This is a genomic window from Mesorhizobium sp. CNPSo 4684 (genome assembly GCF_057784315.1).
Map to the genome: position 1 here is coordinate 55,204 of NZ_JBWLUX010000014.1, position 20,244 is coordinate 75,447.

Here is a 20,244-nt window from a genome sequence, read left to right on the forward strand (position 1 = left end):
GGCATGGGGCGCGCAACACTGATCGGTTTCTCGGCGGTTGCCATGTGGGCGCTGCTGGCGTTGCTCACCGACGCCTCGGGCGCCGTGCCGCCATTCCTTTTGTCGGCCATCACCTTCGCCATTGGCACTGCGGTCGGGCTGGTCGCGCGGCTGTTCATGCCGGCGACCGATAAAAGCCAGAAGATCCCGCGCCAGGTTTGGGTGATCGGCATTGCCGGCCTGTTCGGCTACCACTTCTTCTACTTCACCGCGCTGCGCAACGCGCCGGCGGTGGAGGCAAGCCTGATCGCCTATCTGTGGCCGCTGCTGATCGTGCTCGGTTCAGCGCTGATGCCGGGCGAGAAGCTGGCCTGGAACCATGTCGTCGGCGCGCTGCTTGGGCTGGCCGGCACCGTCCTCATCGTCACCAAGGGCGGCGGGCTTGCCTTCGATGCGCGCTATGCCTTTGGCTACGCCATGGCCGCCGTCTGCGCGCTGCTGTGGTCGTCCTATTCGCTGCTGTCGCGGCGTTTTCCGGCGGTGCCGACGTCGATCGTCACCTGGTTCTGCGCCGCCACGGCAGCCCTTTCGCTCGTCTGCCATCTGCTGCTGGAACAGACGGTGCTGCCCGACGGTCCCGGCCAGTGGCTGGCGGTGCTCGGTCTCGGGCTGATGCCGGTGGGCGCCGCTTTCTACGCCTGGGATATCGGCGTCAAGCGCGGCAATATCCAGGTGCTGGGGGCGGCAAGCTATGCGGCGCCGCTTCTGTCGACCCTGGTGCTGATCGCGGCCGGCGTGGCCGAGCCATCGCTACGCATCCTTGCCGCCTGCGTGCTGATCACCGGCGGCGCGGCCCTGGCGGCAAAGTCGCTGTTCCTGCGCAAGCCGGCTGAGATCGGAGCCAAGGCATGACGATGCCGTTTGCCGGCGGCATCGACGCCAATGCCAATGCGACATTGATTTTTTCGCTGGTGGCTGCGGTGATCCACGCCTTTACCCTGGATATGCGGCCGACGCTGGCCCGCTCGGCGGCAAAGACGCTGGCCGTGGCCATGCTTGCGGTGCTCGCCGTCATGCAAGGTGGACCATTGCTGCTCATCGCGGCGCTGGCCCTCAGCGCCATCGGCGACGCCTTCCTGTCGCGTGACGGCGAGAAGCCTTTCCTCGGCGGGCTGGCCAGCTTCCTGGCGGCGCATATCCTCTATGTGCCGCTCTTCCTGCGCAGCGGCGGCGGGCTGGATGTGCTGGGCAGCGAGACATGGCGCGGCGCCATCGCACTCGCCATGGCGGCATTCGTGGTCGCCATGCTGGCGGCACTCTGGCGCCGTGTCGGCCCCGGCCTGCGAGCGCCGATCGCCGTCTATATCGCGGCCATCCTGGCGATGGGCATTTCGGCGCTGACGCTCGACAATCCATGGGTCATCATCGGTGCCGCTATGTTCATGGCGTCGGACGGGCTGCTTGCCACGGAAAAATTCCTGGTGCCGGCCATTGCGCCCTATCGCGCCGGCATCCGCTATGTCGTCTGGGTGCTCTACTATGCCGCCCAGCTGGCAATTACGCTTGGCTTTTTGCTGAGCTAGGTTCCCATCCGGGTTCGGCCATTTCGAAGGCGGCGAAGTCGAAGCCCGGCGCCACGGTGCAGCCGACCAGGGTCCATTCGCCGAGGCTGCGTGCCGATTGCCACCAGCCTGCCGGCACCACGATCTGCGGCCGCTCGCCCGCCGCAAGTTCAATGCCGAGCACCTGCTCGATCATGGCACTGCCTTCCTCGCACATCGACAGCGCCAGCGGCGCACCGGCATGGAAATGCCAGACCTCGGCCGCGTCCTTGACCCGGTGCCAAGCCGAAATCTGGTCCTCTTCCAGGAGGAAATAAATCGCCGTCGAATGGCCGCGCGCGCCGCCAGCGCTGTCGCGAAAGGTCTCGGCATACCAGCCGCCTTCCGGATGCGCCTTGAGACCAAGCGTGGCGATGATTTCAGCGGCGCTGGTCATGGCTGCTCTCGGAACGTCACGATGGTCAGAAATTGTCCTTACGCTTGCGAATCTCGGCGAACACGTCGGCATCGCTGGCCTTTTCCATGCCGAGATGCTTGCGGATCGCCGGGTCGTGCCAGCGCAGGAACGGATTGGTCGACAATTCCTCGCCGATCGTGGTCGGCAGCGTCGCCTTGTTGTCGGCGCGCAGCGTCTCGATCTTGGCGGCGCGCTCCTTCAGCGCCGAATTGGTCGGGTCGACAGTCAGCGCGAAGCGGGCATTGGAAAGCGTGTATTCATGGCCGCAATAGATGACCGTGTCGGCCGGCAGTGCGGCGAGCTTCTTCAGCGATTCATACATCATCGGCGGCTTGCATTCGAACAGCCGGCCGCAGCCGAGCGCGAACAGCGTGTCGGCGGTGAACGCCACTTTCGAGGCCGGCAGGTAATAGGAGACGTGGCCCGCCGTGTGGCCGGGCGTGGCGATGACATCGATCCGCTCGCCGCCGAGATGGACGACCGACCCTTGGCCGACGGTCTCGTCGATGCCGGGGATTTTTTCCTTTTCCGCCTCCGGTCCGACGATGCGCAGCTTGAAGCGCTCCTTCAGCGCAAGATTGGCCTCGACATGGTCGACATGGTGGTGGGTGGTCAGGATCAGCGTCGGCTTCCAGCCGGTACGCTCGATCGCGGCCAGGATCGGCGCTTCTTCGGGCGCGTCGATGATGGCGGTCTCGCCGCTCTTGGGATCATGCACCAGCACGCCGAAATTGTCGCTGCGGCACATGAACTGTTCGATTTCGACCGGCATTTTCATCTCTCCATCTGTCGCCGCAGACATAGGGCGCTTGCCCGCCGATGTCATCCGGAACTTGGCACCTTTGTTGAACTTCAGCGGCATCGCAGCTACCGTCGCGCGCATGCATTCCGATATTGTCGATCTCCGTTCCTTCTATTCGACCACGCTCGGCCGCCTGGCCGAACGCTCGATCACCATGGCGCTGTCCTCGATATGGGCTGCCGTGCCCAATGAGCGGCTGGTCGGGCTCGGCTATACCTTGCCGTGGCTGGAGCGGTTCGGCACCGACGCCGAGCGGGTCTTTGCCTTCATGCCGGCCACCCAAGGTGCGGTGGTCTGGCCGGCGAGCGGACCGACGTCGACGGCGTTAGTCTTCGACGAGGAACTGCCGCTGGTCGATTCCTGCATCGACCGCATGTTGCTGGTGCATTCGCTGGAGCATGTCGAAAACCCGCGCGAGACGCTGAACGAGATCTGGCGGGTGTTGTCGCCGGCGGGGCGCGTCGTCATCGTCGTGCCCAACCGGCGCGGCGTCTGGGCCCGGTTCGAGCACACGCCGTTCGGCAATGGCCGGCCGTTCTCGCGCGGCCAGCTGACCGAATTGTTGCGCGAGGCGAACTTCACGCCGGCTTCCTGGTCCGACGCGCTGTTCTTCCCGCCATCGCCGCGGCGCTTCATGATGCGGTTCCACAATGTGCTGGAGCGCGCTGGCAGGCGGTTCTGGCCGATCTTTTCCGGCGTCATCGTGGTCGAGGCGCAGAAGCGGCTCTATCAGGGCGTGCCGGTGGCGCAGCGCGCCTCGCGCCGCGTCTTCGTGCCGGTGCTGTCGCCGCACGGCGCGACAAGGCTTGGCCGCCGCGCCGATGGGGTGACATCGACCAAGGGTCAGGTGACACCTTCGTGATCATGATGAAAACTGGTGTTGCGTGGGATTTTCCCACCTATCTGTCGCAGATGCATTTGCAGCCCGTTTGAGCGGCGGATGACTTCAAGTCCCTCCATCCGGTTTCAGCACCGCTGTTGAACGTAAGGACCCCAGGCCATGGCTGATCAACCGGAAGCGAACGCCACAGCCCAGCCGGTAACCGTCGAAGCCAGCAGTCTGCGCGACCAGGTGACGACGATCAAACGGGCTTTGGTAGGCTCGCCGGTGCGCAACTGGCTGCTGTGGACGTCGGTCGGCATCATGGCCGTCATCTTCGCGACGTCGATTGGCCAGGTTCTGCTCAACCGCTGGAACCAGCCCTTCTACGATGCGCTGGCGCGTCGTGACATGGCGGCCTTCCTGCATCAGTTGCTCATCTTTGCGATGATCGCCGGCACGCTGCTGATGCTCAACATCGCTCAGACCTGGCTCAACCAGATGATTCGGCTGAAGCTGCGCGAGGCGCTGACGCTCGACCTGATCGACCAGTGGATGCGGCCGGCGCGGGCCTTCCGGCTGGCCAATGCCGGCGCCATCGGCGTCAATCCCGACCAGCGCATGCAGCAGGATGCCGCGCACCTGTCCGATCTGACGACGGACCTCGGCGTCGGCCTGCTGCAATCCTTCATCTTGCTGGTGTCCTTCGTCGGCGTGCTGTGGCAGCTATCGTCGGGCTTCGTCTTCCGCATCAATGACTGGTCACTGGCGATACCGGGCTACATGGTCTGGGCAGCGTTCCTCTATGCCGGCATCGCTTCCTGGCTGAGCTGGCTGGTCGGGCGGCCGCTGATCCGCCTCAACAGCGATAGGTACACGCGTGAAGCCGAGCTGCGATCCTCGATGGTGCGGGTCAACGAAAATGTCGATGCCATTGCGCTTTACCACGGTGAGGCCGACGCCAAACGACGGCTCGAAATCGATCTCGGCACTGTACTGGGCGCCATGCGGCGCATCTACACCGCGCAGATCAACCTGTCCTGGGTGACCGACACCTATGGCTGGATCACCGTCGTGGCGCCGATCCTGGTGGCATCGCCGGTCTATTTCTCGGGCGATATCAGCTTTGGCGGGCTGATGATGGCGGTCGGCGCCTTCAATCAGGTGCATTCGTCGCTGCGCTGGTTCATCAACAATATCGGCGGCATCGCCGACTGGCGCGCGACGCTGATGCGCGTTGCCGACTTCCGCATCGCGCTCGATGAAACCGATGTGCTGCACGACAAGGAAAAGCGCATCGAATTCGGCGACAACGCCAATGGCAGCCTGACGTTCGAAAAGCTCCAGGTGGCCTCCCCCGAGGGCTGCACCAAGCTTGCCGACAGCCACGTCGAAATCCATCCCGGCGAGCGCGTCATGATCACCGGCGAGCCCGGCGCCGGCAAGACGCTGTTCTTCCGCGCCATCGCCGGCCTGTGGCCATGGGGCAGGGGGCGGATCGGCCTACCGGCTGGAGAAACCCTCATCTTCGTGCCGCGTGTCCCGTATTTGCCGGCCGGCACGTTGCGAGAGGTGCTCAATCATGCGAACGGGCATGCGCCCGCTAACGATGCCGACATTTCGGCCGTGCTGGCCGAGGTTGGTCTTGAACGGCTGTCATCGTCGCTCGACCGCGTGGGGCGCTGGGACCATGAGTTGGCCGATGACGAACAGCGCCTACTGGGCGTGGCCAGGCTCGCGTTGCGGCAGCCGAAATGGGTGATCATCGACGAAGCGATGGATGCGTTTGACGGACCCTCGCTGAGGCGAGTGCTGGCGATGCTGGAAAAGCATCTGAAGGGAGCCGCGATCATCAATATCGGGCGCGGCCAGCACAACACTCAGTTCTTTCCGCGCGGCCTGACGATCGTGAAGGATTCCGGTGCGCCGGCGCTGAAGCCCGCTCGCGTCAGGGCCGGCGCCATCGACCCGCCGCCGAGAGGGGCTCGCCCGCGAAAGGAGTAGCCTAAAGCTCGACGCATTTGAACGGACTCACGCGACGCGCTTTAGGTCTTTGTTTCATGCATGTCGTTCTCTCAAAACCGGGGCCACTTTTGAGCGACATGCATTAGGCTTTATTTCGCCGCGATCGCGGCGAAAATTCGCGGATCGAAACATCCGTGGTGCGGCCATGCTCGATGCGCTCAGCCTGCTAGCCTGCCTTGCCTGCACTCCGGTCACGCCCGTGGCTGCCCCGGCCAATGCCGTTGCCGTCGATGTCGAGCTGGTGCTGGCCGTCGATATCTCGCAGTCGATGGATGAGCGGGAGTTCGCGCTGCAGCGTGCCGGCTATGTCGAGGCGCTCAGGCATCCCGACTTCATCAAGGCTGTGCGCTCGGGCACGACCGGCCGCATCGCGCTTGCCTATTTCGAATGGGCAGGCGTCGTGCGCGAGGATGGCGTCATCGCCTGGCAGATGATCGACAGCGCAGAAAGCGCCGACGCCTTCGCCGACAAAATAGCCGCGCGGCCGTTCCGCAGCTTTCGCGGCACCTCGATTTCCGGCGCGCTTGCCTTCGGCGCCGGGTTTTTCGACGGCACCGGCTTCGACGCACCACGCAGCGTGATCGACATTTCCGGCGACGGTCCCAACAACACCGGGCTGCCGGTCGCCACCACACGCGACGCCGCGGTGGCCAAGGGCATCGTCATCAACGGCCTGCCGATCCTGATCAGCCCGTCACCGACCTTCAGCCATCTCGACCAGTATTATGACGATTGCGTCACCGGTGGGCCCGGCTCCTTCGTGCTGCCGATCTACGCGGCCTCCGAATTCGCCACCGCCATACGCCGCAAGCTTATCCTGGAGGTGAGCGGCATTGCCGATGCGACCGTGGTCACGATCGACGCGGCAGCGCCCATGGACTGCCTGCAGGGTGAACGCGACCGGCGGCTTTATTCCGACCCTTATTTCCCGGAACTCGACAAATGAGGCCTAGAGACAGTTCCCGAGGGAAGCTCTAGGCGGGCCGCGCACCGTATTTGTCGCGAAATTCGGCGTAGAGATCGCGGCGCCAGCGCCGGCCGCCGACATAGCCGCGAAACAGTTGCGGCAGCGAATAGCCGAGCGCCTTCGACGAACGGTTGGCCAGATAGCCGGAGAACGCCTGCGAAACCCTGCCTTTGAGCGCATCGGCGATGAGCTGTCGGGCGATCATGTAGGGCGGAATGTGGGGGTAGCGGTCGGCGATATAGGGGTGCTTGTCGATCAAACTGGCATAGGCTTCGACATAGCCATCGCGCTGTCCGGAGATCGAATTCTCCGAATTGTACTTTTTCCAGTCGATCACTTCGGAGAGTTGCGCGCCGCTGCGCCGGGCAAAGCGCAGCAGCAATTCGCGATCCTGCATGCGCGTGACGTCGCTGTCGTAGCCGCCGATGGCCAGCAGCGACTCGCGCCGGGCGGTGATTGCGGAGCCAGCAATGAAGATGGTCTGCGCTACAAGGGCTCGTTCCAGCGAGTCGCGGCTCAGCAGAGCCTCGCGGTTGACGCAATTCGTACGGCGATTGCCCTTCAGCGACACGAAGGAACTGATCAGCACTTCGAGCGAGGGATTGTTGTCGAACTGCTCCAGCGTCCGCACCAGCCGGTCCGGCAGATAGACGTCGTCGGAATCGAGGAATGTGACCACCGGCGCCCGCGCCCGCTCGATGCCGGCATTGCGGGCGGCATTGGCGCCACGCCATTTCGAGCCGACATAGATCAGCCGTGGATCGCGGATTTCGGCGAGTGCCGCGGCCGTGCCGTCGGTCGAGCCGTCATCGACGACGATGTGCTCGAACCGGGCAAAATTCTGCGCCAGTACGCTCTCGACGGCGCGCACCACCTTGCTGCGGCGATTGTGCGTCGGCGTGATCACCGAGATCAGCGGAGCGAGGTCGGTTGTTTTGGACATGTTGCTTCGATTATGCCCCGAATTCCCTGGAATCCGGGTGCTTTGATGGGTTCGCCTTCCAAGCCTTACCTCGGGATGGCATTCGATTCGACGCTACAAAAAACCGGCGGCAATGTCATCACAAACTGTTGAGCGAGGATGCCCGTAAGCCGGCCCCATATGCGCCAAGTCACAATGGGCCCGCAGATTGTCGAGTATCTGCAGAGGATCGACGCCACGCTGGAGCCGTTCGGCGGGCGCTTTCTCGTCCATGGCGGCGACATGGACGTGATCGAGAACGAATGGCCCGGGCATCTGATCGTCATCGAGTTTCCGGACAGGGAGAATGCGCGGGGCTGGTACGATTCATCAGCCTATCGGGAGATTCTGGCCTTGCGCACCGACAACTCCTAAGCCGATGTGGTGCTGGCCGAGGGTGTTCGGCATCCACACAAGGCCATCGACGTACTTGGATAGGGATGACGGCGTTATTCTCGGTGCCTAGCTGTGCCCAACATAGTCCGGCACGGTTTCGATCTCGTCGCGAACGAGCCCTATCGCCAAGCTGAAATGGCCGAAAAACGCCAGGGCGTAAAATGTGAGGCCGACAAGCAGCGAAAACGGAACCTGCCAAAGCGGCATGCCCGTTTGCGGCGCATGACGTATCACGCGCCGCGTCGTGCGCCACGACATGGTGCCCCAGCGGCTGAAGGACTTGACGATGCGCTGGACGCGATTGGGCGAATGGAGTTCGACAAATTTCCTGTCGGCATCCCGGCCGGTTACCAATGCGCGCCATAGAAAGAAGCGCCAGCCTCGCGGCGGGTAGTGATAGGAACGCGCGTCGACATTCACGATTTTACGACGCTCCCGCCAAAGCTGATGCATCAGCAGGGTGCAAGAAACCTTAAAGCCGTTGTGCTTTGGGAAGGGATGATCGGCTATCCAGTCGCGCCGGAAGGCGATGTTGTTGGCATTGATGGCACGTTTCGAGGCGAATCTTTCGTCTCCCCGCGCCATCGGAAAGAACCAGATCAAAGCGAAGGTTCTCGAAAAGAAATCATCGTGCATAAGATAGGTATGGCCATTCACGCAGATGGTTTCGGGATCTTGAAAGGGGCTCAGAAGGGTCGAGAGCCAAGTCGTCTGGGGAACCGTGTCGGAATCCATGAAAACGACGATATTCCCTTCGGCCCGAGGAATCGCATGGTTCTTGAGGTCGTAATAGCGGCCGCCGGGGCAGGCTGCAAAGACCAGGTCAGCTACCTGCTGCAACTCTGGCGCTTCGGCTGCGAAACTAGTTCTCAGCGCACCGGCGTCCGATTCCTGCCCTCCATGCGAGACAATGACCTTTGGCCTCGCCAAGCCGGTTGAGGAAACGACAACGATCTCGCGCGCCAGCGCTTTTAGTCCGACACCGATTTCATCCCAGTCGATGGATTTGGCATTCTCCATCTCTAGTACAATTGAATATTGCTCTGGAATCATTTTTCGCCTCGAACGGAAGGATGAATAGCAAAAAGGCCGAGTCGAAGACACCTTCTAACGCTTCAGCAAGAACACCGCCTGCTGGCCGAAGAAATTCCAGAACCACCATGGCATCGACAGGCCGATCTTCTGGCCATTGCCGTCGAGGGCGGTGGCTTTCTCGACCGAGGCGCCGAGCTCCTCGACCAGGTTGACGAAGTCGCGGATGGTGCAGAAATGGATGTTGGGCGTGTCGTACCAGGAGTAGGGCAGGTCCTCGGTCACCGGCATCCGCCCCTTGAAGAACAGCGACAGCCGCACCCGCCAGTGGCCGAAATTGGGGAAGGAGACGATGGCGCGGTTGCCGATCCTCAGGAGTTCGTCGAGCACCAGCTTCGGGTTGCGGGTGGCCTGCAGGGTCTGCGACAGGACGACGAAGTCAAAACCCTTGTCGGGATAGAATTCGAGGTCGGTGTCGGCATCGCCCTGGATCACCGACAGGCCCCGCGCCACGCATTCATTGACGCCGCGCTGCGACAGTTCCAGCCCGCGGCCGTCGACCTGCTTGGTCTCCTGCAGGAGTTCGAGCAGCAGGCCGTCGCCGGAGCCGACGTCGAGCACCCGCGAGAGCGGCGGAATGAGGCCGGCAACGACTTCGAGGTCGACGCGCTGGGCGCGGTTGACACTCATGGCTTCGCCCCTTGGATGGCGCATGATCCCGGTGCGAAAAGTCTGCAACTTTTTGCGTTCGCTGACCTTCGGTTCGGGGTCATGCGCGGAGCCCCCTGGCACGAGCCGCCGAGCCGATGAAGCCGTTGATGGCGGCGAACAATTCCGGTTCGTCGAGCAGGAAGGCATCATGGCCGCGGTCGGTGTCGATCTCGACGAAGGAGACGGACGCGCCGGCAGCGTTGAGCGCATGCACGATCGAGCGGCTCTCCTCGGTCGGGAATAGCCAGTCCGAGGTGAAGGAGACCAGGCAAAAGCGCGTCTTGGTGCCGGCAAAGGCATCGGCCAGCCGTCCGCCATGGTCGGCGGCGAGATCGAAATAGTCCATCGAACGGGTCATGTAGAGATAGGAATTGGCGTCGAAGCGGTCGACGAAGGTCATGCCCTGATGGCGCAGATAACTCTCGATCTGAAAGTCGGCGTCGAAACCGAAGGTCAGCGCTTCGCGATCCTGCAGATTGCGGCCGAACTTGCGGTGCAGTGCCGCTTCCGACAGATAGGTGATGTGGGCAGCCATGCGCGCTACCGCCAGCCCCTTTTCCGGGCGCTTGCCGTGCTCGAAATATTTGCCGCCATGCCAGTCCGGGTCGGCCATGACGGCCTGGCGGCCGACCTCGTGGAAGGCTATGTTCTGCGAGGAATGGCGCGCGCCGGTGGCGATCGGCAGCGCCGAGAAGACGCGCTCGGAATAGCATGATGCCCATTCCAGCACCTGCATGCCGCCCATCGAGCCGCCGAGCACGCAAAACAGCTTCTCGATGCCGAAATGGTCGACCAGCATCAATTGCGCCCGCACCATGTCGCGGATGGTGATGATCGGCAGGTCGAGCCCGTAGGGCTTGCCGGTGGCGGGGTTGGTCGAGGCCGGACCGGTCGAGCCGAGGCAGCCGCCGATGACGTTGGAGCAGATGACGAAGAAGCGGTTGGTGTCGATGATCCTGCCGGGGCCGATCAGCACTTCCCACCAGCCGGGCTTGCCGGTCACCGGATTGGTGTTGGCGACGTGCTGGTCGCCGGTCAGCGCGTGGCAGACCAGAATGGCGTTGGAGCGGGCGTCGTTCAGCGTGCCGTAGGTCTGGTAGGCGATCTGGAACGGCGACAACAGCGTGCCGGCGTCGAGCTTGAGCGGCTTGTCAGGGCCAAAACGCAACACCGGGCTCGACGGGTTGTCGGCCTCATTGTTGGTTTTTGCGGCGCGGAGCGCGGTCATGTGACTCTCCTTGCCCGCCGTCAGGCAATAAAAAACCGGCAATGCGATCGCAAAGCCGGTTACGTCACGCAAACGGCCCTTTAGCGAGTTGTTTAACGTGGCTGCAAGCCGACCGGCCAAATCACCACGGAACTGTTCCGTTCTTCTAGAACTCGCGCGGCCCGGCGTCAACGCCCAGCTATTGCCCGGGCCTCTCGACATTCGGAGCCACGGCTTGTATTTCCGCTGCGGCCTCCGGACGGAGGCATTCTCGACGGATTTGCGACATGAACAAGACTACGGACAAGGCACGGCCGACGCCCCGCGCGGGCATCATGGACATCGACGCCTATGTGCCGGGCAAGAACACGGCGCCGGCCGGCGTCGCCAAGGTCCATAAATTGTCGTCGAACGAGAACCCGCTCGGCCCGTCACCGAAAGCAATCGAGGCCGCGCGCGAGGTCGCTGCCAAGCTTGATGTCTATCCCGATGGCACCGCCCGCCGGCTGCGCGAGGCGATCGCCGAAGTGCATGGCCTGAACCCGGCGAACATCATCTGCTCCAACGGTTCCGACGAGATCCTCGGCCTGCTGGCGCAGACCTATCTGGCGCCCGGCGATGAGGCCATCATCACCGAACACGCCTTCATGATCTACAAGATCTACATCCAGTCGGCCGGCGGGACACCGGTGACGGTCAAGGAGACCGACGAGCGCGCCGATGTCGACGCGATCGTCGCCGCGGTTACGCCGCGGACCAAAATCGTCTTCCTTGCCAATCCCAACAATCCGACCGGCACCTATTTGCCGTTCCAGGAGGTCCGTCGCCTGCATGCCGCCTTGCCTGGCAACGTGCTTCTGGTGCTCGATGCTGCCTACGCCGAATATGTGCGGCGCAACGATTATGAGGCCGGCATCGAGCTGGCCGGCAGCGCGCAGAACGTTGTCATGACCCGCACCTTCTCCAAGCTCGGCCTTGGTGGCGCGCGCATCGGATGGATGTACGGTCCCCTGCACATTGTCGATGCCATCAACCGCATCCGCGGCCCTTTCAATGTCAACGCGACGGCGATCGAGGCGGGCATTGCCGCCATCCGCGACCGCGCCCATGTCGAGCGCAGTTCGTTGCACAACGAGACCTGGCTTACCTGGCTGAATGAAGAGCTGACGAAGCTAGGGCTCAGGGTGACGCCGAGTGTCGGCAATTTCGTTCTCATCCACTTTCCGCAGGACAAGAAGCATTCGGCAGAGGCGGCGGACGACTATCTCATCCAGCGCGGCTTCATCCTGCGGCGCGTCACCGGCTATGGCTTCCCCAACGCGCTGCGCATGAGCGTCGGCACCGAAGAAGCCAATCGCGGCGTGATCGACGCCCTCACGACATTCCTGAAAAGCTGAAACAATGACATCACCGATGTTTGAAAAGATCGCGCTGGTCGGCATCGGCCTGATCGGCTCGTCGCTGGCCCGTGTCATCCGCCGCGAAGGCCTGGCCGCCCATGTCGCCATCGCGACGCGCAGCCCGACCACGCTGGCGCGTGCGAAGGAACTCGGCCTGGGCGAAAGCTACACAACAGACGCCAAAGAAGCGGTTCGCGATGCCGATCTCGTCATCGTCTCGGTGCCTGTGGGATCGTCGGGCGAGGTGGCGCAAGAGATCGCGCCGGCGCTGAAAAAAGGCGCCATCCTGACCGATGTCGGCTCGACCAAGGCCTCGGTGATTGCACAGATGCAGCCCTATGTGCCGGACGGCGTGCATTTCATTCCCGGCCATCCGCTGGCGGGCACGGAAAAGTCCGGCCCGGATGCCGGCTTCGCCGAACTGTTCGAAAACCGCTGGTGCATCTTCACGCCGCTGCCCGATACCGATCCGGCCGCGCTCGAAAAACTGTCGGAATTCTGGCGGCGCTGCGGCTCCAACATCGATACGATGGACCCGCAGCATCACGATATGACGCTGGCCATCGTCTCGCATCTGCCGCACATCATCGCCTACAACATCGTCGGCACGGCCGACGACCTGGAATCGGTGACCAAGACCGAAGTCATCAAATATTCGGCCTCGGGTTTCCGCGACTTCACCCGCCTTGCCGCTTCCGACCCGACCATGTGGCGCGACGTGTGCCTGCACAACAAGGATGCCATCCTCGAAATGCTGGCGCGCTTCTCGGAGGATCTGGCCTTTCTGCAGCGGGCGATCCGCTGGGGCGACGGCGATAAGCTGTTCGACCTGTTCACCCGCACCCGCGCCGTGCGCCGCTCGATCATCGAGGCCGGCCAGGATATCGACGTGCCGGATTTTGGTCGCCAAGCGGTCGAGCATCCAGCCAAGACTTAAATCTGTGTCAGGCAGGCCAGCTCGCCGCGACCATGGCCATTGTCTCGGCACGGTCCGGCGCACCGAGCCGGCCACCAAAACGCTGGCATTTGAGCGCGGCGGCGGCACTGGCAAAGCGCAAGGCCTGCTCGATAGGCATGGCTTCGGCAAGTCCGACGGTAAAGGCGCCGTGAAACACGTCGCCGGCGGCCAGCGTGTCGACGGCCTTGACCTTCGGCGCCGCGATGTGGCGAACGCAGCCTAAGGACCGGTCATGCCACCAGCTTCCCGCCGCTCCGCCGGTCACCGCGACGAAGGCATCGGTGCGGCTGGCGAAATCGGCGCAGGCGGTCTCCGGATCCAGGGCGTGGCCGCAGACAATGCGCGCCGCCGTCTCCGAAGCGACGATGTGCGACGCCAGCGGCAACAGGAGCTCCAGCACTTCGAGTGGCGCTGTGTCGGCATCGAGGATCGCTGGCCTGCCGGCGTCGCGCGCGGCGGTCAGGGCAAGGGCGGCAGCGCCCGGCCATCGCACATCGACCAGAACGGCGTCGAAGCCGGAAAGATCGGCGACAGGCAGCGTCTCGGGATCAGCCTGCGCCTTCGGGTCGTAGAAAGGCACGATAACGCGCTCGCCATGGGCGTCGACGAGGATCGAGGCCAGCGCCGAACGCGCACCTTGAACGCGGCGTACAAAACTACAATCGACGCCCTCGGCCTCGATGCCGGCCATCAGCTGGTCGCCGATGGTATCGTCACCCGCACTTGCCCACAGGAACACCTCGGCGCCGAGACGGCGTGCGGCACAGGCCGCACTTGTCGCCATGCCCGCAGCGATCTGGACGCCGTCCGAAGCGATGAACTTGCCTTGGTGCGTGGGCAGGGTTTCGAGGCGCAGGATGGTGTCCAGCGTCAGCGCGCCAACGCTGAGCAGTTTTACTGGCCGGCTCATGCGTTGGCTTGGCTAAGCATGGATCTTCCCCCAAAGCGGTTCCTGCCTTTGGGATCATGCTCTAATCGAGCGGCTTGATCTTGCCCAGAGGAATGAAGCCGAGCGAGGCCTTGCCCTTCACCACCTTGAGCGGCATCGACGGCTCGTTGCCGAGCAAAGCCAAGCCGGCAAAGCCTTGTTCGATCTGGCTCTTCTGCTCAGGGATGGCGGTGGCGAGGATTGCCGCCACGGCTTTGGGATCCTTGAGCTTGATCGTCAGGTCGGCGTTGACCAGGCCATTGGCGTCGACCGACACCGGGCCGGAGACGGTGATGCGCGCGGTTCCCGACGACAGATCGAGCTTGTGGATGTCGGCGGCCTGGCCGCGCACGCTCTTTGCCTCGGTCTTCATCAGCGCCACGCCGTTTTTCAGCGTCGCGTCACCGCTGCCGTCGAGTGGCGGCAGCACGCGCCCGCCGATCGCGTCGGCATCGATCTCAAGATCGGTGAAGTTTCCGACATAGCCGATGTCCTGGCCGTCGGGCCGCAGTTCTCCCGCCGCAGTTCCGGCGCTGAACAGCGATACCGGATCGGTGTCATCAGCCGGATCGGTCTGGCCGGACAGGCCTTCGGCCTGCAGCGAAATGCTGCGCGGCAAGGGCCAGGACAGCTTTGCACCGGCCTGTAGATTGTCCCAGTCGATCCAGAGCGGGGTCATCCCGGGCATCGATGTGCGCAGCGGTCCGCGCAACTCGGCGGCGGGCGATAGCGGGCGGATGAGTTGGGCCACGAAATTGAAGCTGCCGGTCGAGGCCGCGACGTTCCTGGCGTCGTCCTCGTAAGCCAGCGTATCACAGGAAATGGCGAAGCTCAGGGGATAGCCGCTGACGGTGAGATTGGCGCAGCCGGCCTCGATGCCTTTGGTATTCAGCTGCGCAACCGCCTTGTCGGCTTCGCTTCTGACGCGGCCGGCAACATAGAACCAGACGGCGCTGTAGGCGCCGAACAGCATAACGGCCAAAGCGGCGAGCCAGAACAGCCGGCGGCGCAACTTCGACGGGCGTTCGTCACTTGACGTCATGCTGCGGCTTTCATTAACGCGGCGTGTTGCGGGTGGACTGCGGTTTACGCAACAAGCAAAAGTCAGAAGAGCACCGATTCCGATGCGGCGGCGTCACTCTCGTGCAATCAGGCTTGGCGATATGGGCGATTTTTGGGTTTTTGGCTACGGCTCGCTGATCTGGCGGCCGGGATTCGCGCATGTCGAGACCCGGCGCGCCCGCCTTTACGGCTACCGCCGGTCGCTCTGCGTCTACTCCTTCGTGCATCGCGGCACGCGCGAGCGGCCGGGCCTGGTGCTTGGCCTCGACCGTGGCGGCTCCTGCATCGGGCTGGCGTTTCGCGTGCCCGGTGAGTTGCGCGATGAGGTGCTTGCCTATCTGCGCGAGCGCGAACTGGTGACCAGCGTCTACCTTGAGCGTGTGCTCGACATTCGCCTCGACGGCGGCAAAACGGTCCCGGCGGTTGCCTATATCGTCGACCGCCAGCATGAGCAGTATGCCGGCGGCCTCGACGCGGCGCATGCGGCAAACGTCATCCGCGGCGCCATCGGCCAGTCCGGAAACAATGAGGACTATGTGCTGAGCGCGGTCGAGCACCTCGAAGCGCTCGGTATCAGCGATCACTGGCTGGAAGAGGTGGCGAAACGGGTCGCGCCTTTGTGAAGTGCTGGCTCGCCGGAAAAGATAGCTGAGGCCTTTGACCTCGGCGCGGCGAGACCTAGCTTAGCTGCGGCCCGAAGCATTCGGGTTCGCCCGCCGCCGCCAGCATCACGGAGCCCCATCTTGCGGAAACGCCGTCTCGGACAAACCGACCTTTTCATCGCGCCGCTGGTTCTGGGCGGTAATGTCTTCGGCTGGACCGCCGACGAGAAGACCTCCTTCGACCTGCTCGACCGGTTCGCCGGCGCCGGCCTCAACGCCATCGACACGGCCGACGCCTATTCGCGCTGGGTGCCCGGCAACAAGGGCGGCGAATCCGAGACGATCATCGGCAAATGGATGAAAAGCCGCGGCAACCGCGACAAGATCGTCGTCATCACCAAGGTCGGCTCGGATATGGGGCAAGGCAAAAAGGATTTGTCGGCCGCCCATATCGAGAGGGCGGTCGAGGCATCGCTCAAGCGGCTGCAGACCGATGTGGTCGATCTTTATCTGTCGCATTGGCCTGACCCGACCACGCCTTACGAGGAGACGCTCGGCGCTTACGAGAAGCTGCTCGCCGCGGGCAAGGTCCGCCATATCGGCGCCTCCAACCTCGACGCCGGACAGTTGCGCGCCGCACTCGATGTGGCCAGCCTGCGCGGGCTGCCGCGCTATGCCGTGCTGCAGCCGGAATACAATCTCTATGATCGCTCGTCTTTCGACGGGCCGCTGCATGATCTGTGCGTGGCGGAGGATATCGGCGTCATCACCTATTTCGCTCTCGCCAAAGGGTTTTTGAGCGGCAAATACCGCAGCGAGGCCGATCTTGGCAAAAGTGAACGCGGCGGTGGCGTGAAGGGCTATCTCAATGCGCGCGGCATGCGCATTCTTGCGGCTCTCGACGCTGTGTCGGCGCGGCATTCGGCCAGCCAGGCCGAAGTCGCGCTTGCCTGGGTGATGGCGCAGCCCGGCATCACCGCACCGATCGCCAGCGCAACAACGCTCGACCAGGTCGACAGCCTGGTGCGCGCGGCGTCGCTGAAGCTCAGCGCGGAGGATCTCGCGGCGCTGGACAAGGCCAGCGCCTAGCGAAGGCTGCCGATCAGGTTCGGCACGATCGTTCAAGACGTCGGCAGTCCGGTTCGCCACACTGCTCTCCAGCATCGTGGGAGAGGGAGCAGCATGGCCATAGAAATCCACTCACAGGCGCAACCCTGGCAGCAATTGCTGGCGCTGGTGCTGGCGGCAACCGTCGTCATGGGCAGTCCGGGCCCGGCGACGATCAGCGTCACGGCGATAGGCGCAGCCTTCGGCCTGCGCAATTCGCTCCGCTATGCCTGGGGGATCATTCTCGGCACGGTTGCGGTGCTGCTGGTGGTGGCCACCGGCATCACGGCTATCCTCACCTCGATGCCGGGGGTGGCGCCCGTGCTGGCGGTCGCTTCCGCCGCCTATATCCTCTATCTTGCCTTCAGAATAGCGACGGCGCCGCCGCTGGCGGCGCGTGAGAGCGGGGCGGTGCTGCCAACCTTCCTCGGCGGCTTCCTGCTCGCCGTCGCCAATCCGAAGGCCTATGTGGCGATTGCCGCGGTCCTTGCCGGCTCCGCGACGGCGGCCGGCGTCGATGCTCTCGGCGTTCCGGCGAGGCTCGCGGTTCTCACCTTGATGATCGTCGCCATCCATGTGTTGTGGCTTCTGGCCGGCGCGGCCTTCGCCCGCACCCTGCGCCAGCCGCTGGCGTCGCGGATCATCAATCTGGTGTTCGCGGCAACACTGGTGCTGACCACGGCATTGGTAGCGTGGCCGTAAGTCCGAGTCGTGTCGAGATCAGGCCTGGGTCTTCGCGGCCGCAGCGAGTTCGGCCAGTCGCTTGACCGCCGTCGGCGGCATTGGCGGCGGGTTCGGCGCGCGGGAAGCTTCGATCAGCAACTGATCGCAGGCGGCTTCGGTCTCGCCGATCAGCCGGTCCATGAATTCGTCCTTGCCGAGCCCGGGCGGGATCGGCGGCAGGAAGCGGGCCTTGATGGTGCCGGGAAAGCGCATGAATTTGCGGCGCGGCCAATAGAGGCCGGCGACATGGGCAACCGGCACCACCGGAACGCCGAGCTGCGTGTAGAGTTCGACAATGCCGTACTTGTAGGCCGGCTCGTCGCCCGGCGCGCGGCGCGTGCCTTCGGGATAGATGATCAGCTGGCGCGGATTGCGTGCCATTTCCTGCCTGGTCGAGGCAACGACCTGCTTCAGCGCCTTGGAGCGGCTGCCGCGGTCGACCGGGATCATCCGCATCTTCATGATGTACCAGCCGAAGAAGGGGATCCAGGTCAGTTCGCGCTTGAGGATGTAAAGCGGGTCCTGGAGAAGCGGAAAGAAAGCGATCGCGTCCCAGAATGACTGGTGTTTCGGCGCCAGGATGAAGGAACCTTCGGGCAGGTTTTCCAAACCGGTGATGTCGCTCCTGGCGCCGGCGATCTTGTCGTGGAGCCACAGGCTGGTGCGCGACCAGAATTTCGGAACGAACCAGGCACGGTGGCGCGGCGACAGGAAATAGTAGGGGGTCCAGAGGATCATCTGGACGATCAGGTTGACGTAGAAGACGAGGTTGAACGCAAGCGAGCGGATATAGAGCATGCGGGGAAGGGCCCGTTGAGGAGGTGTGCGTTGGTTACACCAAGCGCGGGCAAAAAGGAAACGCCGCAAAGGCCGCAGCCAGCCTTCAGCTCACCACGCCGCCTGCAGCAGCCGCTGCTTCAGCCGCGGTGCGGCGAAATCGAGGAAGGCACGCAGTTTCACCGGCAGCAGGTCCTGGCCGGCATGGACGAGGCTCACCGGCCATGGCTGTGGTTCGAAGGGCTGCAAGACCGGGACGAGCACGCCAGAGCGTACCGCGTCGGCGATCTGGTAGGACAGCACGCGCGTCATCCCTGCGCCGGCAATCGCGGCATCGATCGCCGCTTCGGCGGTGTTGACGCGCAGCCGCGAGCGGATCGGCACAATTCGTTCGCCCTTGCCGCCGGCAAAGCTCCAACTGGCGAGAGCGGAGGGCCCCTCGAAACTGATGCACTCATGCCCGGCCAGATCTTCCGGGGCCTGTGGCATGCCGTGCGTGGCGATGTAGGCGGGACTGGCGCACACCACGCGGCGGATCGCGCCGACGCGGATAGCGACCAGGCTCGACGGCGCAAGCTCGCCGATGCGGATGGCGAGATCGAGATGCTCCTCGGCCAGTTGGGTTATCCGGTCAGCCAATGTCAGGCGGATGTTGACTTGGCTGTAGGCCGCGAGGAACTCGGTGACGACGGGCAGCACGTGCAGGCGGCCAAAGACGATCGGGGCGGTGATGAACAGGTCGCCGGTCGGCGTGCTGTATTCGCCGGCGGCGGTGCGCTCGGCCTCGCCGACCTCGCCCAGGATACGGCGACAGGCGGCGAGATAGGCCTGGCCGGCATCGGTCAGCGTCAACTGCCGGGTCGAACGGTTCAGCAGTCGCGTCTGCAGATGCTTTTCAAGGTCGGAGACCTTGCGGCTGACCGTCGCCAGCGGAATTCCGAAGCGGCGGCCGGCGGCGGAAAGGCTGCCAGCCTCCACCGCGGCGACGAACAGCGACATGGCTTCGAAGCGATCCATCGTTGCTTCCAGAAAATGGAAGGAGAGGTTGCGAATATGCCATCTACATCCGGAAGATGGAAGCCCCTATATCGGAGCACACAATCGCCAGAGATTTGGCCTCGCGGAGTCTTTCATGAACGCTCATACCTTCACCAGCGATGTCGCCTTCACGCCGACGGTCAAGGCGATCCAGGCCCGCAAGGGGTCGCGCAAGGGTTATGCCAGCGCCGAGGAGCGCGGCGGATGGCGAGCCCACATCACGCCCGACCTCGCCGCCTTCATCGCGGCGCAGACCAGCGTCTTCCTGTCGACGGCCAATGCCGAGGGCCAGCCCTATATCCAGCATCGCGGCGGGCCTGCCGGCTTCCTCAAGGTGTTGGACGAAAAAACCATCGGCTTTGCCGATTTCTCGGGGAACAGGCAGTTCATCACCCAGGGCAATCTTGCCGACAACAATCAGGCATTCCTGTTCCTCATCGACTATGCGCATCGGCAGCGCGTCAAGATCTGGGGCACGGCGCGCGTTGTCGAGGACGATGCCGAGCTTTTGGCAAAGCTGATGCCGCAGGATTACAAGGCTCGCCCCGAGCAGGTCATCCTGTTCATGGTCTCGGCCTGGGATGCCAATTGCCCGCAACACATTCCGCAGCGTTTCGAGGCCGCCGACGTGGCGGCCGCACTTGCCGAACGCGACAAGCGGATTGAGCGGCTCGAACAGGAGATTGCGCGGCTGCGCGGTGCCTCGGACGGCGCGGCCAAGGGGTAATCG

General features: G+C 63.7%; 21 protein-coding genes, 1 pseudogene and 1 riboswitch. Of the genes and pseudogenes, 12 read left to right on the plus strand and 10 right to left on the minus strand.

Translation table 11 applies throughout. The features are described from left to right. Positions 1 to 3: 3 nt before the first annotated feature. Positions 4 to 891, plus strand: a complete 888-nt coding sequence (yddG, locus tag AC04SG_RS15045; protein WP_352557664.1) for an aromatic amino acid exporter YddG — start codon at positions 4 to 6, stop codon at positions 889 to 891. Continuing rightward, the gene (locus AC04SG_RS15050; protein WP_488551688.1) at positions 888 to 1,562 is read left to right on the plus strand and encodes a lysoplasmalogenase; all 675 of its coding nucleotides are present in this window, start codon (positions 888 to 890) and stop codon (positions 1,560 to 1,562) included. The genes yddG and AC04SG_RS15050 overlap by 4 nt, the downstream gene beginning before the upstream one ends. Here AC04SG_RS15050 and AC04SG_RS15055 read toward each other — a convergent pair. Together AC04SG_RS15055 and gloB are read right to left on the minus strand one after the other, a co-directional pair. Continuing rightward, positions 1,537 to 1,977, minus strand: coding sequence for a cupin domain-containing protein (locus AC04SG_RS15055; RefSeq protein WP_488551689.1), 441 nt, complete (start codon positions 1,975 to 1,977; stop codon positions 1,537 to 1,539). The two genes, AC04SG_RS15050 and AC04SG_RS15055, sit on opposite strands and share 26 nt — an antisense overlap. Before the next feature lie 25 nt (positions 1,978 to 2,002). Further along, complete coding sequence (gene gloB, locus AC04SG_RS15060; RefSeq protein ID WP_488551690.1) at positions 2,003 to 2,770, minus strand: hydroxyacylglutathione hydrolase; 768 nt, start codon at positions 2,768 to 2,770, stop codon at positions 2,003 to 2,005. 109 nt (positions 2,771 to 2,879) lie between these two features. Here gloB and AC04SG_RS15065 point away from each other — a divergent pair, with 109 nt between their 5' ends. The 3 genes from AC04SG_RS15065 to AC04SG_RS15075 all read left to right on the plus strand — a co-directional run bounded on the left by AC04SG_RS15065 (position 2,880) and on the right by AC04SG_RS15075 (position 6,591). Beyond that, positions 2,880 to 3,662, plus strand: coding sequence for a class I SAM-dependent methyltransferase (locus tag AC04SG_RS15065; RefSeq protein WP_192258356.1), 783 nt, complete (start codon positions 2,880 to 2,882; stop codon positions 3,660 to 3,662). Between the two features lie 138 nt (positions 3,663 to 3,800). Next, on the plus strand, positions 3,801 to 5,624 hold the full coding sequence (locus AC04SG_RS15070; protein ID WP_488551691.1) for an ABC transporter ATP-binding protein/permease: 1,824 nt from the start codon (positions 3,801 to 3,803) through the stop codon (positions 5,622 to 5,624). A 166-nt stretch (positions 5,625 to 5,790) separates the two neighbouring features. Then, a complete protein-coding gene (locus AC04SG_RS15075; RefSeq protein WP_488551692.1) occupies positions 5,791 to 6,591 on the plus strand; it encodes a DUF1194 domain-containing protein in 801 nt (266 codons plus the stop codon). A gap of 28 nt (positions 6,592 to 6,619) precedes the next feature. Here the strand turns inward: AC04SG_RS15075 and AC04SG_RS15080 are convergent, their stop codons facing one another. Further along, positions 6,620 to 7,555, minus strand: coding sequence for a glycosyltransferase family 2 protein (locus AC04SG_RS15080; RefSeq protein ID WP_112562217.1), 936 nt, complete (start codon positions 7,553 to 7,555; stop codon positions 6,620 to 6,622). 138 nt (positions 7,556 to 7,693) lie between these two features. On the opposite strand from AC04SG_RS15080, the pseudogene AC04SG_RS15085 reads away from it, so the two are divergent. Next, a pseudogene (locus AC04SG_RS15085) lies at positions 7,694 to 7,945 on the plus strand (DUF1330 domain-containing protein); the annotation flags it as partial. A 90-nt stretch (positions 7,946 to 8,035) separates the two neighbouring features. Here AC04SG_RS15085 and AC04SG_RS15090 read toward each other — a convergent pair. The 3 genes from AC04SG_RS15090 to metX all read right to left on the minus strand — a co-directional run bounded on the left by AC04SG_RS15090 (position 8,036) and on the right by metX (position 10,940). Continuing rightward, a complete protein-coding gene (locus AC04SG_RS15090; RefSeq protein ID WP_488551693.1) occupies positions 8,036 to 9,022 on the minus strand; it encodes a glycosyltransferase family 2 protein in 987 nt (328 codons plus the stop codon). 54 nt (positions 9,023 to 9,076) lie between these two features. Next, positions 9,077 to 9,691: a methionine biosynthesis protein MetW gene (gene metW / locus AC04SG_RS15095; RefSeq protein ID WP_112562220.1), complete on the minus strand. Its 615-nt coding sequence runs from the start codon at positions 9,689 to 9,691 to the stop codon at positions 9,077 to 9,079. Between the two features lie 79 nt (positions 9,692 to 9,770). Further along, a complete protein-coding gene (metX, locus tag AC04SG_RS15100) occupies positions 9,771 to 10,940 on the minus strand; it encodes a homoserine O-acetyltransferase MetX (protein ID WP_352557656.1) in 1,170 nt (389 codons plus the stop codon). A gap of 60 nt (positions 10,941 to 11,000) precedes the next feature. Then, positions 11,001 to 11,078, minus strand: a riboswitch (SAM riboswitch). Positions 11,079 to 11,197: 119 nt separating this feature from the next. Here metX and hisC point away from each other — a divergent pair. Both hisC and AC04SG_RS15110 read left to right on the plus strand, forming a co-directional pair. Continuing rightward, positions 11,198 to 12,316 (plus strand): histidinol-phosphate transaminase, encoded by a 1,119-nt coding sequence (gene hisC, locus AC04SG_RS15105; RefSeq protein WP_488551762.1) that lies wholly within the window; start codon positions 11,198 to 11,200, stop codon positions 12,314 to 12,316. A 4-nt stretch (positions 12,317 to 12,320) separates the two neighbouring features. Then, entirely contained in the window at positions 12,321 to 13,256 is a 936-nt protein-coding gene (locus AC04SG_RS15110; RefSeq protein WP_488551694.1) for a prephenate/arogenate dehydrogenase family protein, read from the plus strand. Between the two features lie 7 nt (positions 13,257 to 13,263). Here AC04SG_RS15110 and AC04SG_RS15115 read toward each other — a convergent pair whose 3' ends face one another. Continuing rightward, positions 13,264 to 14,187, minus strand: coding sequence for a sugar kinase (locus AC04SG_RS15115; RefSeq protein ID WP_488551695.1), 924 nt, complete (start codon positions 14,185 to 14,187; stop codon positions 13,264 to 13,266). Between the two features lie 61 nt (positions 14,188 to 14,248). After that, on the minus strand, positions 14,249 to 15,247 hold the full coding sequence (locus tag AC04SG_RS15120; RefSeq protein ID WP_488551696.1) for a DUF2125 domain-containing protein: 999 nt from the start codon (positions 15,245 to 15,247) through the stop codon (positions 14,249 to 14,251). A 121-nt stretch (positions 15,248 to 15,368) separates the two neighbouring features. Here AC04SG_RS15120 and AC04SG_RS15125 point away from each other — a divergent pair, with 121 nt between their 5' ends. The 3 genes from AC04SG_RS15125 (at position 15,369) to AC04SG_RS15135 (ending at position 17,678) form a co-directional block, all read left to right on the plus strand. Next, positions 15,369 to 15,890, plus strand: coding sequence for a gamma-glutamylcyclotransferase (locus AC04SG_RS15125; protein ID WP_488551697.1), 522 nt, complete (start codon positions 15,369 to 15,371; stop codon positions 15,888 to 15,890). Positions 15,891 to 16,010: 120 nt separating this feature from the next. Then, on the plus strand, positions 16,011 to 16,958 hold the full coding sequence (locus AC04SG_RS15130) for an aldo/keto reductase (RefSeq protein ID WP_488551698.1): 948 nt from the start codon (positions 16,011 to 16,013) through the stop codon (positions 16,956 to 16,958). Positions 16,959 to 17,051: 93 nt separating this feature from the next. Continuing rightward, positions 17,052 to 17,678 carry a LysE family translocator gene (locus tag AC04SG_RS15135; RefSeq protein WP_488551699.1) on the plus strand — a complete coding sequence of 209 codons (627 nt, stop codon included), beginning with the start codon at positions 17,052 to 17,054 and terminating at the stop codon, positions 17,676 to 17,678. Positions 17,679 to 17,696: 18 nt separating this feature from the next. Here AC04SG_RS15135 and AC04SG_RS15140 read toward each other — a convergent pair whose 3' ends face one another. Together AC04SG_RS15140 and AC04SG_RS15145 are read right to left on the minus strand one after the other, a co-directional pair. Then, positions 17,697 to 18,497, minus strand: coding sequence for a lysophospholipid acyltransferase family protein (locus AC04SG_RS15140; RefSeq protein ID WP_488551700.1), 801 nt, complete (start codon positions 18,495 to 18,497; stop codon positions 17,697 to 17,699). A 90-nt stretch (positions 18,498 to 18,587) separates the two neighbouring features. Beyond that, positions 18,588 to 19,493, minus strand: a complete 906-nt coding sequence (locus AC04SG_RS15145) for a LysR family transcriptional regulator (protein ID WP_488551701.1) — start codon at positions 19,491 to 19,493, stop codon at positions 18,588 to 18,590. A gap of 115 nt (positions 19,494 to 19,608) precedes the next feature. Between AC04SG_RS15145 and AC04SG_RS15150 the strand changes: the two genes are divergently transcribed. Next, positions 19,609 to 20,241, plus strand: a complete 633-nt coding sequence (locus AC04SG_RS15150; RefSeq protein ID WP_488551702.1) for a pyridoxamine 5'-phosphate oxidase family protein — start codon at positions 19,609 to 19,611, stop codon at positions 20,239 to 20,241. Positions 20,242 to 20,244: the final 3 nt, after the last annotated feature.